The following is a 13,742-nucleotide window of genomic DNA, read 5'->3' as shown; positions in this document are numbered from 1 at the left end:
CGTCGACGGTCCCCAAGCCCCCCACTCGCCCGAACCCGCCTGAGGCCCGCCGTCCCCTCTACAGAAACGCCATCAAATCCATCGGCAAGAAGAAGACCGGCAGCGTCTCGCTGGTCGAGCTCACCCTGCTGCTCACCGTCCCGGCCGTACTGGCAGCGGCACTGCTGCGACCGCGCTCGGCCACCCGCCGGAACCGATGACCAGTGAGCTGTTGCCCATTCAGTTCCTGACGGCGGGCAGGTCGTAGAGTCGGGTCCCATGAGCCTTGTGGGACGCTACGGCTGCGACCATCTCGTCAGTTGGTATCACCGACTCCCTGAGCGCCGTCTCGATGCCGTCACCACGGTGGTGCTGCACGCCACCGAGCTTCCCGGTTTCGAGGAGGCGTTGCAGGTGGCCGAGGAGACGGCGCGGGAGAGCGAGAGCGGGCGCGGGGTGTGCGGGCATCTGTACATCGACCGGGACGGTACGGTGCGCCAACTCGTCCCGGTCGAACGCGTCGCCCAGCATGTCCAGGGACACAACACCCCGTCGATCGGCATCGAGCTGATCAACCGCGGGCGGTACCCCCGGTGGTTCGACGCCGGCCACCAGACCCCGACGGAGCCCTTCCCGCCCGCACAGGTGCAGGCCCTCATGGACGTCCTGAGGACGCTCCGCACCGAATGCCCCGGCCTCGCCGACCTGTACCGGCACAGCGATCTCGACACCGCCCTGGTCCCGGCCACGGACCGCCCCGAGGTCAAGGTGCACCGTCGCATCGACCCCGGACCCCTCTTCCCCTGGGCCGATGTCTCGGAGTTCTGGGCCGGGCTCAGCCGCCGGCCCTGACGGCCGGCCGCGCTCACACCAGATGGCCACGGGTGCCGTACGCGTCCACGGGCCCCTTCGATGGTGTCAGGTCCGTGCCCCGGGGTACCCGCACGACCGTGCCGACGCATACGACCGACAACCCCGAGGAGGACACCATGGGGTACCCGGACACCGCCGGCCGACGGCCGGAGAGCAATGATGTCGTGGCGCTGCTGATGAATCAGCACGAGCGGATCCGCACTCTGCTCGACGACGTGCTGGAACACACCGGAGAGGAGCGGCGGCATGCCTTCCGGCAGCTCGTCCACCTGCTCGCGGTGCACGAAACGGCCGAGGAGGAAGTCGTCCACCCCTACACCCGGCAGGCCGCCGAGGGCGGCGAGCACGTGGTGGCCGACCGGCTCAAGGAGGAGGACGCGGCCAAGCGGGCCCTGAAGCGGCTGGAGCACTTGGACCCCGACGGCCCCGCCTTCGTCGAGGAGTTCACCACCCTGCGTGACTCCGTGCGCGCCCACGCGCGGGCCGAGGAGACGTACGAGTTCACCCGCCTGCTCGAAGCCGGCGACCCGGCCCGGCTGCAGGCCCTCGCCAAGGCCGTGCGCGCGGCGGAGGCCGTCGCGCCGACGCGCCCGCACCCGGGGACGGAGACCGTCACCAAGAACGCCCTGCTCGGCCCTCCGGCCGCCGTGGCGGACCGCGCCCGTGACGCGGTGCGCAAGGTGCTGGGCCGCAGCTGAGCAGCCGGACGGCCGCCCCCGATCGGCGGCCCCCGCCCTGCGACGGCCCGCTGTGAATGGCACGGTAACGGTGAAGGACACGGTGAGTCCTGAAGGGAAGCCCTGAGGGAAGTCCCGAAGGGAGAGGGAAGACGACATGACCTCCCGTAAGTCAGAGGCGTCGGCCGGGGCACTCACCGATTACCGCCGTAAACGCGACTTCACCAAGACCGCCGAACCGAGCGGCGCGGGCAAGGCGGGCGGCCGCCGCCGCGCCGCCGGTGGACAGCCGTCCTTCGTCGTCCAGATCCACGACGCCACCACCACGCACTTCGACTTCCGGCTGGAGGCGGACGGCGTCCTGAAGTCCTGGGCCGTCCCCAAGGGCCCTTCCCGGGACCCGCAGGAGAAACGGCTGGCCATGCCCACCGAGGACCACCCGCTGTCGTACCGCACCTTCGAAGGCGTGATCGCGGAAGGCGGCTACGGCGCGGGCACGGTCATCGTCTGGGACGAGGGCACCTATCGCAACGAGACCACCGGCCGTGACGGGGATGAGCTCCCGATGGCCGAGGCCCTGCGGCGCGGCCACGCGTCGTTCTGGATGGACGGGAGCAAGCTGCACGGCGGCTACGCGCTCACCAGGATCCGCGAAGGCCGCGACGAGGCGTGGGTGCTGGTCAAGCGGAAGGACAAGCACGCAACCGCTGCCCACGGCTCAACCGACCCTGTACGGGCCCGCTCGGCCCTTACGGGGCGCACACTGCGGCAGGTCGCCCGGCAGGCGGCGGCAGCGGAATCCGGCTGACCAGGACCTGCGAGCAGCTGAGCAGCGCGAAGCAAGACAGGGGAAGGCAGGAGGAGAAGGCCAGGGAAGGCAAGCGAAGGCCAGGGAAGGCAAGCGAAGGCCGGGCAAGGGAAGGCAAGCGAACGCCATGAAGATCCGTACCGGCCGCCGCACCGTGGAGATCAGCCGCCCCGGCAAGGTGCTCTTCCCCGCCGGGCCGGCCGACGCCGCCGGCTCCGCCGGCAAGGACCGGACCGGCGACACCGCTCTCACCAAGGCCGACCTCGCCGAGTACTACCGCAAGGCCGCCCGGCGGATGCTGCCGCACCTGCGCGGGCGGCCGCTGATGCTGGAGCGCTGCCCGGACGGAACCGACGGCGAATGCTTCATGCAGAAGGACGTACCCGACCACTTCCCCGGCTGGGTGCACCGTGCGGAACTCGCGAAGGAGGGCGGTACGGTCACTCACGTCGTCTGCGACGACACCGCCACCCTCGTCTACCTCGCGGACCAGGCGTGCATCACGCCGCACCGCTGGCTCGCCCGCGCCGATCGCCCGGACTGCCCCGACCGGCTCGTCGTCGACCTCGACCCGCCGGGCGCTTCCCGTGACGACTTCACCGCCGTACGCGAAGCCGCCCTGCTGCTGCGGGAACTCCTGGACGAACTCCGCCTCCCCTCCACGGTCATGACCACCGGGTCGCGCGGGCTCCACGTCCTCGTCCCCCTGGACCGGCGTGCGCCGTTCGACGACGTCCGCGCCTTCGCCCGCGACCTCGCGGACGTCCTCGCCGCCCGCAACCCTGCCGGACTGACCACCGAGCCGCGCAAGGCGGCCCGCAAGGGCCGGCTCTACCTCGACGTCCAGCGCAACGCCTACGCCCAGACGGCCGTCGCGCCCTACGCCGTCCGGGCCCGTCCCGGAGCCCCCGTGGCCACCCCGCTGAGCTGGGACGAGGTCGACGACCCGGAGCTGACGGCCGGCCGCTGGACCCTCACCACGGTCGGCAGCCGCCTCGGCCACGACCCTTGGCAGGACGGCGGAGCGGCGCCGCGCGGCCGGTCACTGGGCCCGGCCCGCCGCAGGCTCGACGCCCTGCGCGCACGCACCTGAGCGTGTGACGCCCTGCCCCTGCACCGGTCAGCCTCCGTTCCCGGCACGGGCGGCTTCCTTCACTTCACCGGCGATCTCCTTGTCCAGTGCAGCTCTCACCAGAGCGGCCGCGAACGCCGGAGCGTCCGTACGTGCGACCAGCCGTGCCAGCGCGCCGGGATCGCGCGGCAGCCCGAGGAGCGCGGCGCCCTCCCCTGCCTTTCCGTCGAAACACGGATGCACCTCCGGCCACACGCCCTGCACTTCCCGCAGGAAGATGGCCACACCCGCGGGCCCGAGCCCCGGGAGTTCCTGCAACAGCTTCCGCAGCCGCCCGGTATCGCCGTCCGCCTCCTCACGCATCCGCCGGACGTCGCCCCGGTAGCGGTCGATCAGCAGTTGCGCGCCGTCGCCGAGCTGGGTGGCGGTGCGCTCGTCGTAGCGGCGGTAGCCGCCCTTGCCCAGCGCGTCCACGCGCTGCTGCCAGGTCGCCCCGGCCATCCGCCGGGGATCCTTCATCCCGGCCTCCGCCAGACAGCGTGCGGCTTCGACCGCGACGGACGCCCGGATCCGCGCGCTGAGCAGACAGGCCAGCACGAGGAGCCGGTACAGCGGCTGCGGGGTGTCCCGCAGCCGGATGCCCGCCTCCTCGGCGTACGTCCGCCCGTACATCCGCAGCAGCGCGGCCGCGGTCCGCTCGTTGCCGGTACCCATGGAACGAGTGTGTCCTGACGGACCCGGTCCCGCGCGGCGCGATCACGCTATCCGGCCGTTCTCCGCGCCGGCTGCATGCCGGGGGACAAGGGGGTAGATGTGTACGGGAGCTGCGGACCGATCTTCATATCACCGCTCTCGACCACCCCGTTCTCCTTTCTCCCCGGAGGCTTCCATGGCTCGCTCCGGCACGTCCTTCGTCCGCACCTGGCAGCACTGGCGCCGCGGACGCGACCTCTCCGTCCCCGCCCGCCCCACCACCGTCGAGGACGCCAACCGGCGGTTCCTGCTCTACGGGGTCCTCCCGCTGTGGGTGGTACCCGCGGTCGCCGACTGGTGGATGCACAAGAAGACGAGCATCGAGCACACGAGCGGCGTGAAGGAATCCGCCGTCCACGCGCTGATGATGACCGAGGCCGGTGTCCCCGTCGCGATGGGCCTCCTGGCCAGGATCAACCCGCTCGTCCTCTCCGTGATGGGAGGGGCGGCCGTCGCCCACGGCGCCACGGCCCTCTACGACGTCAGCCTGGCCACGGCGGAGCGCGAAGTACGCCCCGTGGAGCAGCACATCCACAGCTTTCTGGAGGTGCTGCCACTGTCGGCGATGGCGTTCACCGCGTGCCTGCACGCCGACGAGGTCCGTGCCGCCCTGCGCGGCGGACCCGGCCCCCGCGACTGGGCCCTCCTCCCCAAGGACAGGCCGCTGCCCGCGAAGTACCTCGCCGGGCTCGCCGCGGTGATCTGCGCCGGGGTGATCCTGCCGTACGCCGAGGAGTTCTCCCGGTGCCTGCGCGCCCGGCGTCCCGTGCCCGTCTCATGAGGCGCCCGCCCGCTTCCGCTCCCGCCCGCGCCACGCCGCCCCGGCGGCTGCCTCCGCTGCGCATGCTCCGCATCGGGGGGTCGGGGCCGGAGGACGTCGTCGTCGATGCCGCCGGACGGGTGCTGACCGGCACCGACGACGGCCGGATCCGGCGGATCACCCTGCCCGGCCCGCGCGGCGGCGCGCGGGTGGAGGAGATCGCCCGGACGGGCGGCAGGCCACTAGGCCTGGAGGCGCTGCCCGACGGCCGGCTGCTCGTCTGCGACGCGGAACGGGGGTTGCTGCGCATCACCCCTGAAACCGAAGGGGGCAGGCGAGCCAGGACCGAGGTGCTCGTGGGCTCGGTGGCAGGTGCCCCACTGCGGTTCTGCAGCAACGTGACCGCCGCCGCGGACGGCACCCTCTACTTCACCGCCGCCAGCCTGCGCTACGGGCTGCGCGACTGGCAGGCCGACATCGTGGAGCACTCCGGTACCGGCCGGCTGCTGCGACTCCGGCCGGGCGGCGAGCCCGAAGTGCTCCTCGATGACCTGCAGTTCGCCAACGGCGTCGTCCTGGCGGCCGACGAGTCGTACGTCGCCGTGGCCGAAACCGGCGCGTACCGCCTCACCCGCCTCTGGCTCACCGGCCCGCGGTCCGGCGTGCGCGACACCCTGACCGGCAACCTGCCGGGCTTCCCCGACAACCTCTCCCGCAGCGCCGACGGAACCCTCTGGACCGCCCTGGCCGCGCCCCGCACCGCGCCCCTCGAATGGCTGCACCGAGCACCCGTGCCGGTACGACGCACGGCGGCGGCCGCGGCGGTCCACCTGCGCCTGCCCCCACGCCGTGTCGCGCGCGTCATCGGCGTCGACGCCGGCGGCCGCATCACCCACGACCTTGGACGCCACGGCACCGGCTACCGGATGATCACCAGCGTGTACGAGCACCGGGGCACCCTCGTCCTCGGCAGCCTCCTGGAGCCGGGCATCGCCGTGTGCGAACTCCCGGCCTCCGCTCCCTGAACGAGGGCAGGGGGGCGTACCCGCTCGTCCCGCCGGGACCGTACGAGCCTGCCCGGACCGTACGGGCCCGCTCAGGCGGCGTGCCTGCCCCTGCCCCTTGCGAACGCCCTGGCAGGCGACGCCGGGCCCACCGGCGGGGTCGGCGCCTGATGCGAGTCCGGCGCCTGATGCAAGTCCGACTCCTGACGCGAGTCCGACTCCTGACCGGTGAGATCGGGCACCGCCCGTAGGAGGCGGCGCCGGGGCTGCGCGGGGCGTTCGGGGACGCGACCGCTCAGCAGCCGTTCCTCGTAGCGGCCCAGCGCGAGCACCACGCACAACATAAAAGGCGGCAGGAGCAGAGCGACGGCGACCACGGGGTCCCCTTTCGCAGCGGCGGTGGTTTCCCTTGTCGCGTTGCCGTGCGTGGGTGGTGCAAACACCGGGTTCCGCCAAATGGGGGACTCCATGGGGAACTCCATGGAGAACTCACGGCCACGGCATCAGCCCGTGGCCGATTCCGCCCGCACCTCCTCGGCCGACGTGTCCCGAAGTTCCCCGTCGAGACTCAGCCAGCGCGTTATGGCGATGGATTCCAGAAAGCGGATGTCATGGCTGGCCACGATCAACGCGCCTTCGTACGAATCCAGGGCCATGGCCAGCCGGCGGACGCTTGCCATGTCCAGGTTGTTCGTCGGTTCGTCCAGCATCAGCAGCTGCGGGGCGGGTTCGGCAAGCATCAGGGCCGCCAGAGCGGCCCGGAAACGCTCTCCGCCCGACAGGGTCCCCGCGCACTGGTCGGCCCGTGCTCCCTTGAACAGGAAGCGGGCCAGCTGCGCCCTGATCCGGTTGCCGGTGGCTCCGGGGGCGAACCGCGCCACGTTGCCTGCGACCGTCAGCTCCTCGTCGAGGACGTCGAGCCGCTGTGGCAGGAACCGCAGCGGCACGTGGACCGCAGCCTCCCCGGAGAGCGCCTCCAGCTCACCGGCGATCGTCCGCAGGAGCGTCGTCTTGCCCGCGCCGTTGCGGCCGACGAGGGCGATCCTCTCGGGGCCGCGCAGCTCGAACCCGCCATCGACCCGCGCCCCGTACTTCAGGCGGAGGTCGCGCAGCGTGAGGACGGAGCGGCCCGGCGGCACCGCCGTGTGCGGGAGGTCGACGCGGATCTCGTCGTCGTCGCGCACGGCCTCCTCCGCCTTGCCGAGCCGTTCCTTCGCCCCGGCCAGCTTCTCCTCGTGCATGATGCGGTGCTTGCCCGCGGAGACCTGGGCCTGGCGCTTGCGGTCACCCATGACGATCTTGGGCTCGCGCTTGCTGTCCCACATCTTCTGGCCGTACCGCTTGCGGCGGGCGAGCTTGACGTGGGCGTCGGCCAGCTCGCGCTTCTGCTTGCGCAGATCGGACTCGGCAACCCTCACCAGCCGCTCGGCCGCCTCCTGTTCGGCGGCGAGCGCCTCCTCGTACGCGGAGAAGTTGCCCCCGTACCAGGAGACCTCACCCGCCCGCAGGTCGGCGATCTGGTCGACGCGGTCGAGGAGCTCACGGTCGTGGCTGACCACGACCATGACGCCGGACCACGCCTCGACGGCCGCGTACAGGCGCCGGCGTGCGTACAGGTCGAGGTTGTTGGTGGGCTCGTCGAGAACGAGGACGCCGGGGCGGCGCAGCAGCAGCGCGGCCAGGCGCAGCAGGACCGACTCCCCGCCCGACACCTCGCCGATGGTGCGGTCCAGGCCGATGCGGGCCAGCCCCAGGCCGGCGAGCGTCGCCGTGGCGCGCTCCTCGACGTCCCAGTCGTCGCCGACCGCCGTGAAGTGCTCCTCGCGCACGTCGCCCGCCTCGATGGCGTGCAGGGCGGCACGGGTGCCGGCGATGCCGAGGACATCCTCGACGCGGAGCGCCGTGTCGAGCGTGGCGTTCTGCGGCAGGTACCCGATCTCGCCCGCGACGCGCACCGTGCCGCCGGTGGGCGTGAGCTCCCCGGCGATCAGCTTCACCAGGGTCGATTTTCCGGAGCCGTTGAGACCGATGAGGCCGGATCTTCCGGGCCCGAAGGCGACCTGAAGACCGTCGAAGACGGTGGTGCCGTCCGGCCAGGCGTAGGAGAGCGATGTGCACGTGATGAAAGCAGGGGAAGCAGACAAGAAAGCCTCGTAATCGTTGCGGGGAAGGCGGCCGGGGAAACGCCGGAAGGGCGTGGGGCGGACACCGCCGGGCGACCAGGAGGGACCGACGAGAAGGCAGGAAAGAGATTCCCGCATCGGCGGAGGGACGGCTCAAGCGTCGAGGTCGCACACGGAACGCGGGCAGCGGCGGCGTCATGGCGCTGCTGCGTGGCGCGGTGTCTCAAGACCTCAGACGAGCAACGTCCTGCTCCGATCGACGACAACAAAGGCGTGATGAAACGTAAAGGAGCGGTGGTGACGGCGTCAACGCAATAAAGTCCGGCTCCGTGGAGATCGCTGAGACGCATCGTGCTCTGCTCGGCAGGCTGCTTCCGAATGACGGGCCGGGGGTCCGGACCGTCCGGTGGGGGCAGTTCCACCACGAGGTCATCGGATCCGATCGTGTGGTGTGCCCGCCTCGCACCGAGGCGGTGGCCATGACTCCCCTGATGTCCGGGACCCCGCCGAGGACCTCGCGGCCGTCGGCGCCGGCTACGGCGCGGACTTCCTGGGGCGGGGTACTCGCCCGTGGCGGCCGGCTGTGGCCGGCTACCGCTGAGAGCTGTTCCGGACAGGGCCGCCGCAGGACAGGGCCAGTAAGGGCCAGTACGGGACAGGACCATTGCAAGGAAACGTGTTCAGGCTCATCATGCCTGGGTGCGTTTCTCGATGAATGTCCCCAATTTCGGAGACTTTGCCGATGCCAGGAACGTGGCGGCCCTGGCCAAAGCGGCCGAGACGGCGGGCTGGGACGGCCTGTTCCTGTGGGACCACGTGGTCCATGACAAGGACTCGTCCCGCCCGGTCGGCGATCCGTGGATGCTCCTGACAGCGGCGGCATTGGCCACCACGTCCATCAAGCTGGGCACGCTGGTCACACCCGTACCCCGGCGCCGTCCGCACCAACTGGCCCGTCAAGTCACGACACTGGACCGCATCAGTGGTGGCCGAGTGGTCTTCGCGGCGGGCCTGGGCGGGCTCGTCGAGGATGAGTACGGCAGCTTCGGCGAACCCACCGACGAAGTCCTGCTCGCCGAGCGCCTGGACGAAGGGCTGGGCCTGCTGGAGCGGTACTGGACCGGGGAGCGGATCACGCACCGCGGCCGGCACTTCCAGGCGCAGGACGTGGCCCTGCTGCCCCGGCCCGTCCAGCGCCCGCGTCCGCCGGTGTGGATCGCGGGCTACTGGCCGAACCGCAGGCCGATGCGGCGCGCGGCCCGCTGGGACGGCGTCGTTCCGCTGTTCGCCTCCGCCGGGCACGGCCGCACCCCGCCGGTGGAGGAGGTGCGCGACCTGGTGGCCTACGTCGGCCGGCACCGCCCCGACGACCGCCGCGGCGCGCCCTTCGAGGTGGTCGTCGGAGGCCTCAGCCCCGCGAACGAAGCGGCCGCCGCCCGCGACCTGATCGGACCGCTCCGCGACGCGGGGGCCACATGGTGGGACGAACGGCTTCCCCTGGACGACCCCGGGCTCTCCCGCCTCGACACGCTCCTCCACCGCGCCGGACAGGGCCCGCCCCGGCTTTGACACATGCACAGCGTCGGCGGACTACCAGCTGCACCACCTACCGGTACCGGTACCGGAACGCTGTGTTCCTGGGGTGTTGTGTTCTTAGGGAACGCGGCGGGGACGGGCCACGAGTTCGCCGCCGCAGTTGGGGCAGACGTCGTGCATGGCGTCGCTGCAGGGCACACAGAACGTGCACTCGTGCGAACAGATGCGGGCGGGCGAGTCCGGCGGCAGCACTGCGCTTTCACATCGCTCGCAGCGCTCGCGCATCTCCAATGCCATGGCTTCTCCTTGACGGGGTCGGGCATCCGCCGGCGGGTCAGCCGGCACTGGATGAGGTCGGAGCCCATTCTTGGCAGGGGAAACATGGCCGGAAAGCGTCGGCAGGGCCAGCTTTGCGCAGGATCGGGCCAGCACCGGAGCCCGCATTGACCAGGACCGACCGGTCGTCGGCCGGCCTCCGCAGCACGGGGCACCTGGGACAGGAACAGGACACGCACTCGCGCTAGTGTGCGCACGTGAGTCTTTGTGTCGTAGTGGGATTCGGGGCCGCCGGGGCGGCCACTGCTCGGATGCTGGCCGAGAAGGGGTACTTGGTACGGGTCGTCACCCGGTCGGGCCGGAGCCCGGAGCCCGGCATCGAGCACGTCGCGCTGGATGCGACGGACAGCAGGCAGCTGATCGAGGCGTCGCAGGGCGCGGCCGCGATCTACGGCTGCGCCGCGCCGCCCTACCACCGCTGGGCCGCTGAGTGGCCGCCGCTGGCCTCGTCGCTCTGCGCGGCGGCCGAGGCCACCGGTGCCGTCCTGGTGATGCTGGGCAACCTCTACGGCTACGGCCCCGTGGACGGCCCCTTGACCGAGGACCTTCCCCTCGTGGCGACGGGCCCCAAGGGACGGGTGCGCGCCGCCGTTTGGGAGCAGGCGCGAGACCTGCACGAGCAGGGCCGCATCAGGGCGGTCGAGGTGCGGGCCTCGGACTTCTTCGGCCCCGGCGTGACCGACGGCGGACACCTGGCCGCCCGGGTCATGCCACGCCTGCTGCGCGGCAAGCCCGTCTCCGCGCTCGGCGACCCGGACGCCCCCCACAGCTGGACATATCTCCCCGACGTGGCCGGGGCCCTGGTCGAGGTCGCGGGCGAGGAACGCGCCTGGGGGAGGGCCTGGCACGTTCCGACGGCGCCCGCGCTGTCCGCCCGCCAGATGGTGGACCGCCTCGCCGCGCAGGCCGGAACGGGACCGGTCGCCGTACGCAGGCTCTCGCCGGCCGTGCTGGGTATCGCGTCCGTGTTCTCCCCGCTGATCCGCGAACTGAAGGAGATCCGCTATCAGTTCGACCGCCCGTTCGTCGTCGACTCGAGCGCTTACGAAGCCGAATTCGCCGTACGCGCCACCTCCGTCGACGAGCAGGTCAAGGCGACGGTCGACTGGTGGCGCGATCGGTCGTAGGCCGTAGCAGCCGTAACAGTCGTAACAGTCCAGGCCTGGCCTTCATGCACGCATGAAGGCCAGGCCTGGCCGGGACTGCAGCGCCGGCGGTCCCTCAGGAAACGAGGGGCTGCTCTTCCAGTTCGGTCAGCTGCACGGTGCACAGGCCGCTGCGCCCGACCTTCACGTCCTCCACCTTGAGCTGCGTGCCCGGCAGGAGGATGTACTCCTCCTCACCGGTGAACGCCGAGAAGCGCTGGATGCCCACGGCCCGGGCGGGCCGCACCTCGAAGAGCGTCCGCTTGCCGCGGCTGCCGAGGAACGCCTGTGCCACGCCCAGGTTGGGCGTGCAGGACGAGACGCCCCACCAGGTCACGGTCTTGCCGACCGGGTACTGCCCGCGCAGGTCCAGCGATACCCCGCGCCACAACGGCTCCGTGCGGGCGGGAAGCCCCGACACCGCCGAGAACAGCAGCCGCAGGTACGGGAGGTAGGGGGCGACCTTGGAGCGGTCCGGGGAGCGCAGGATGGCGTTGATCTCCCGGTAGAACGCGGACTCGCAGGTGTAGAGGTAGAGGGCGGCGATCGCGTCGGCGGACAGGCTGCCGGCCGTGGCCGGCTCGGCCGCCCGGCTCCTGCCGAACTCGTGCGACAGGCCGACGTGCCGGTCCAGACCGGACAGCAGCTTGGCCACCGGGCCGACGGCGTCGCGGAAGTCCATGAGCGGGGTGTCGAACACACCCGTGATGGCGGGGAGGGCGAGGCCCTCGTCCTTTACGCTGGCGAGCCGCTCGAGATAGAGCTGGTGCAGCTCCATGGTGGACGTGATGAACGCGCCCATGCGTTCGGCGATGCCGCCGTCCGCCCCGCCGCCGGCCTCCGCCGCGGCCTTGTCCCACCCCTTGCTCGGCAGCCAGTCGACCGTGTCGGCGCCCAGCGACGCGAGGGCGTCGTTCACGACCGCGAAGTGGTCGCCGTCGCAGAAGATGTCGCCCTGCGCCGCGGGGTTGGGGTGGTCGATGTGCCGGACCTCGACCCCGGGGTACTTCTCCTGGAGCCGGAGGACGACCTTCTTCAGGCTGCGCGCGTGAGCCCCCCACCATGCGAAGACGACACCACGGTCCTCCTCGTCGGCGTCCTGCTTGGCTTTGAGTATCTCCTCGACGATCCGCTCGGCGACCGGACGCCAGAAGGCGGTGTGCCGGTCGGCGTCGGCACCCCTTCCCCCGCTGCTGCTGGCGGTGAGTGCCGTGTTCAGCAGCAGCACGCCCTGCGTGAGCATCGCCTGGAACCACTCCGGCGGCTGGACGGTGTCCTGCTCCTTCAGCAGCGCCCGGATATCGGCGATCGGGGTCTTCTTGGGTATGCCGTACTTCCACATCGCCGCCGCCTTGATGATGCAGCGGATGCTGACGACCCTGCCGAACTGGCTGTCCTTCCAGTCGTGGAAGGTGTTGTCGAACATCGCGATGCCCGTGGCGCTCTCCGGCCGCGGGTACGGATTCTGACCGAAGGCGACGACCTTCCACTTGTGCGGTGGATGGGGCTTGAGCGCCTGAAAGGTCAGCTCGCGGACAGGGACGATTTCCGGGCCGCGACCCGAGCCGATGAACGCAGCCGCTTCCGGCTGCTCCTCGATAACCGGCTTCAGCAGCGGAAGCCACGGTTCACCGCCGCCTTTGAAGAGCTCGGTGAGGGCAAGCGGGTCATTGGCGTCGGGCTCGGCCGGGGTAGGGGAATCGCTCATTGTGGAGGGGCTCCGAATATCAAAACGTGCTGATAGGGCATGTTCGGCAAGGTGGGCAAGGCAGGTGAAACCGCCGCGCGAGGGCCTGAACGCGGCGACAAGAACCTAAAACGCCGCTTCGGGTCTCCGGCTCTGCCTCACGGAAACTGCCTGCAGGCTAGCACCGGGCTCTGACACCCACCGCAATCGTGACGAGAGGTCATGAACCGCAGGTGGCAGCGGCGTTGTCAGTGGGGCGCGGTAACGTCATGAGCGCTGGAACGACCGGCTTTCCGATGGGAGTGGACCATGACCGTAGACCGTGTGCAGCCGCCGCTGAGAGTGGTACTGACCGATATCAACACGAAGGTGGTGGAGGCGTGGCGCGCGGCGTTCGCCGACACCCCCGGGATCGAGATCCGCAAGGGTTCGATCCTCGATGAGGGCGTCGACGCCTGGGTTTCCCCGACCAACTCCCGGGGCCGTATGGACGGCGGCGTCGACGCGGCCATCAAGCGATACCTCGGAGCGGGAATCCAACTGCGCGTGCAGCGTGCAATACGCGACCAGTACGAGGGAAATCTCCCGGTGGGAAGCGCGGTGTGCGTCCCGTCCGGGGCGGTCAATCCGAAATTCCTGATCTCGGCGCCCACGATGGAATATTCTTCGCAGAACGTGAGCGAGACCCTGAATGTGGCCCTGGCGTGCGCCGCCGCCTTCCAGGCGATCCACCGGCAGAATGAGAAGGCGCCGGGCAGCATCGGGTCCGTGGCCCTGGTCGGCATGGGCGCCCAGACCGGCCGGGTGCCGGCACGGGTGTGCGCCAACCTGATGTGGACGGGCCACACGTTGTTCAACGACTACCGCTTCGACGACTACGACGACCTGCGCAGCACGATCACCGCCCAGCTCGACGACATCGAGAACGCGCCCGAAGAGAAGCGCGTACGCATAGTGCCGCCCAAGCGCACCACTTCCCGCCGCTGACC

14 protein-coding genes and 1 pseudogene are annotated in these 13,742 nt (G+C 71.0%); 11 read left to right on the top strand and 4 right to left on the bottom strand.

What is annotated here, in order from left to right:
* From IF61_RS36700 to ligD, 5 genes are all read left to right on the top strand, one after another.
* A partial coding sequence (locus tag IF61_RS36700) for a hypothetical protein (RefSeq protein ID WP_425428240.1) occupies positions 1-200 on the top strand: 200 nt, incomplete at its 5' end.
* Positions 201-258: 58 nt separating this feature from the next.
* On the top strand, positions 259-831 hold the full coding sequence (locus IF61_RS0129770; protein WP_030369652.1) for an N-acetylmuramoyl-L-alanine amidase: 573 nt from the start codon (positions 259-261) through the stop codon (positions 829-831).
* A gap of 137 nt (positions 832-968) precedes the next feature.
* Entirely contained in the window at positions 969-1,550 is a 582-nt protein-coding gene (locus IF61_RS0129765; RefSeq protein ID WP_030369651.1) for a hemerythrin domain-containing protein, read from the top strand.
* 136 nt (positions 1,551-1,686) lie between these two features.
* Positions 1,687-2,337: a DNA polymerase ligase N-terminal domain-containing protein gene (locus IF61_RS0129760; RefSeq protein ID WP_052393224.1), complete on the top strand. Its 651-nt coding sequence runs from the start codon at positions 1,687-1,689 to the stop codon at positions 2,335-2,337.
* A gap of 127 nt (positions 2,338-2,464) precedes the next feature.
* Complete coding sequence (gene ligD, locus IF61_RS0129755) at positions 2,465-3,430, top strand: non-homologous end-joining DNA ligase (protein WP_030369649.1); 966 nt, start codon at positions 2,465-2,467, stop codon at positions 3,428-3,430.
* A 27-nt stretch (positions 3,431-3,457) separates the two neighbouring features.
* Here the strand turns inward: ligD and IF61_RS0129750 are convergent, their stop codons facing one another.
* Complete coding sequence (locus IF61_RS0129750; RefSeq protein ID WP_030369648.1) at positions 3,458-4,123, bottom strand: HhH-GDP family DNA glycosylase; 666 nt, start codon at positions 4,121-4,123, stop codon at positions 3,458-3,460.
* A 175-nt stretch (positions 4,124-4,298) separates the two neighbouring features.
* On the opposite strand from IF61_RS0129750, the gene IF61_RS0129745 reads away from it, so the two are divergent.
* Positions 4,299-4,943, top strand: coding sequence for a hypothetical protein (locus IF61_RS0129745; RefSeq protein ID WP_030369647.1), 645 nt, complete (start codon positions 4,299-4,301; stop codon positions 4,941-4,943).
* Positions 4,940-5,947, top strand: a complete 1,008-nt coding sequence (locus tag IF61_RS0129740) for an SMP-30/gluconolactonase/LRE family protein (protein ID WP_052393230.1) — start codon at positions 4,940-4,942, stop codon at positions 5,945-5,947. The genes IF61_RS0129745 and IF61_RS0129740 overlap by 4 nt, the downstream gene beginning before the upstream one ends.
* A 482-nt stretch (positions 5,948-6,429) precedes the next feature.
* Here the strand turns inward: IF61_RS0129740 and IF61_RS0129730 are convergent, their stop codons facing one another.
* Complete coding sequence (locus IF61_RS0129730; RefSeq protein ID WP_030369644.1) at positions 6,430-8,070, bottom strand: ABC-F family ATP-binding cassette domain-containing protein; 1,641 nt, start codon at positions 8,068-8,070, stop codon at positions 6,430-6,432.
* Positions 8,071-8,378: 308 nt separating this feature from the next.
* On the opposite strand from IF61_RS0129730, the pseudogene IF61_RS37320 reads away from it, so the two are divergent.
* A pseudogene (locus tag IF61_RS37320) lies at positions 8,379-8,528 on the top strand (phosphotransferase); the annotation flags it as partial.
* Positions 8,529-8,748: 220 nt separating this feature from the next.
* A complete protein-coding gene (locus tag IF61_RS0129725) occupies positions 8,749-9,618 on the top strand; it encodes an LLM class flavin-dependent oxidoreductase (protein ID WP_030369643.1) in 870 nt (289 codons plus the stop codon).
* Between the two features lie 84 nt (positions 9,619-9,702).
* On the opposite strand, the gene IF61_RS34800 is transcribed toward IF61_RS0129725, so the two are convergent.
* On the bottom strand, positions 9,703-9,882 hold the full coding sequence (locus IF61_RS34800; protein WP_078660603.1) for a DUF1272 domain-containing protein: 180 nt from the start codon (positions 9,880-9,882) through the stop codon (positions 9,703-9,705).
* A 236-nt stretch (positions 9,883-10,118) separates the two neighbouring features.
* Here IF61_RS34800 and IF61_RS0129720 point away from each other — a divergent pair, with 236 nt between their 5' ends.
* Positions 10,119-11,048 (top strand): NAD-dependent epimerase/dehydratase family protein, encoded by a 930-nt coding sequence (locus tag IF61_RS0129720; protein ID WP_030369642.1) that lies wholly within the window; start codon positions 10,119-10,121, stop codon positions 11,046-11,048.
* A gap of 94 nt (positions 11,049-11,142) precedes the next feature.
* Here IF61_RS0129720 and IF61_RS0129715 read toward each other — a convergent pair whose 3' ends face one another.
* Complete coding sequence (locus IF61_RS0129715; RefSeq protein WP_030369641.1) at positions 11,143-12,774, bottom strand: ADP-ribosyltransferase domain-containing protein; 1,632 nt, start codon at positions 12,772-12,774, stop codon at positions 11,143-11,145.
* A gap of 288 nt (positions 12,775-13,062) precedes the next feature.
* Here IF61_RS0129715 and IF61_RS0129710 point away from each other — a divergent pair, with 288 nt between their 5' ends.
* Positions 13,063-13,740 carry a macro domain-containing protein gene (locus IF61_RS0129710; RefSeq protein ID WP_030369640.1) on the top strand — a complete coding sequence of 226 codons (678 nt, stop codon included), beginning with the start codon at positions 13,063-13,065 and terminating at the stop codon, positions 13,738-13,740.
* Positions 13,741-13,742 lie beyond the last annotated feature (2 nt).

The sequence above is a fragment of the Streptomyces roseoverticillatus genome (genome assembly GCF_000719265.1).
GTDB classification, from domain to species: Bacteria; Actinomycetota; Actinomycetes; order Streptomycetales; family Streptomycetaceae; genus Streptomyces; species Streptomyces roseoverticillatus.
Note: the sequence above shows the minus strand (reverse complement) of the source record. Positions and strands in the feature narration are given on the sequence as shown.

What these genes read in the sequence shown, in the direction of transcription:
- IF61_RS0129750 (WP_030369648.1), bottom strand. Translation starts at nt 4,123, where the DNA reads ATGGGTACCGGCAACGAGCGGACCGCGGCCGCGCTGCTGCGGATGTAC.
- ligD (WP_030369649.1), top strand. Translation starts at nt 2,465, where the DNA reads ATGAAGATCCGTACCGGCCGCCGCACCGTGGAGATCAGCCGCCCCGGC.
- IF61_RS0129760 (WP_052393224.1), top strand. Translation starts at nt 1,687, where the DNA reads ATGACCTCCCGTAAGTCAGAGGCGTCGGCCGGGGCACTCACCGATTAC.
- IF61_RS0129765 (WP_030369651.1), top strand. Translation starts at nt 969, where the DNA reads ATGGGGTACCCGGACACCGCCGGCCGACGGCCGGAGAGCAATGATGTC.
- IF61_RS0129770 (WP_030369652.1), top strand. Translation starts at nt 259, where the DNA reads ATGAGCCTTGTGGGACGCTACGGCTGCGACCATCTCGTCAGTTGGTAT.
- IF61_RS0129745 (WP_030369647.1), top strand. Translation starts at nt 4,299, where the DNA reads ATGGCTCGCTCCGGCACGTCCTTCGTCCGCACCTGGCAGCACTGGCGC.
- IF61_RS0129740 (WP_052393230.1), top strand. Translation starts at nt 4,940, where the DNA reads ATGAGGCGCCCGCCCGCTTCCGCTCCCGCCCGCGCCACGCCGCCCCGG.
- IF61_RS34800 (WP_078660603.1), bottom strand. Translation starts at nt 9,882, where the DNA reads ATGGCATTGGAGATGCGCGAGCGCTGCGAGCGATGTGAAAGCGCAGTG.
- IF61_RS0129710 (WP_030369640.1), top strand. Translation starts at nt 13,063, where the DNA reads ATGACCGTAGACCGTGTGCAGCCGCCGCTGAGAGTGGTACTGACCGAT.
- IF61_RS0129715 (WP_030369641.1), bottom strand. Translation starts at nt 12,774, where the DNA reads ATGAGCGATTCCCCTACCCCGGCCGAGCCCGACGCCAATGACCCGCTT.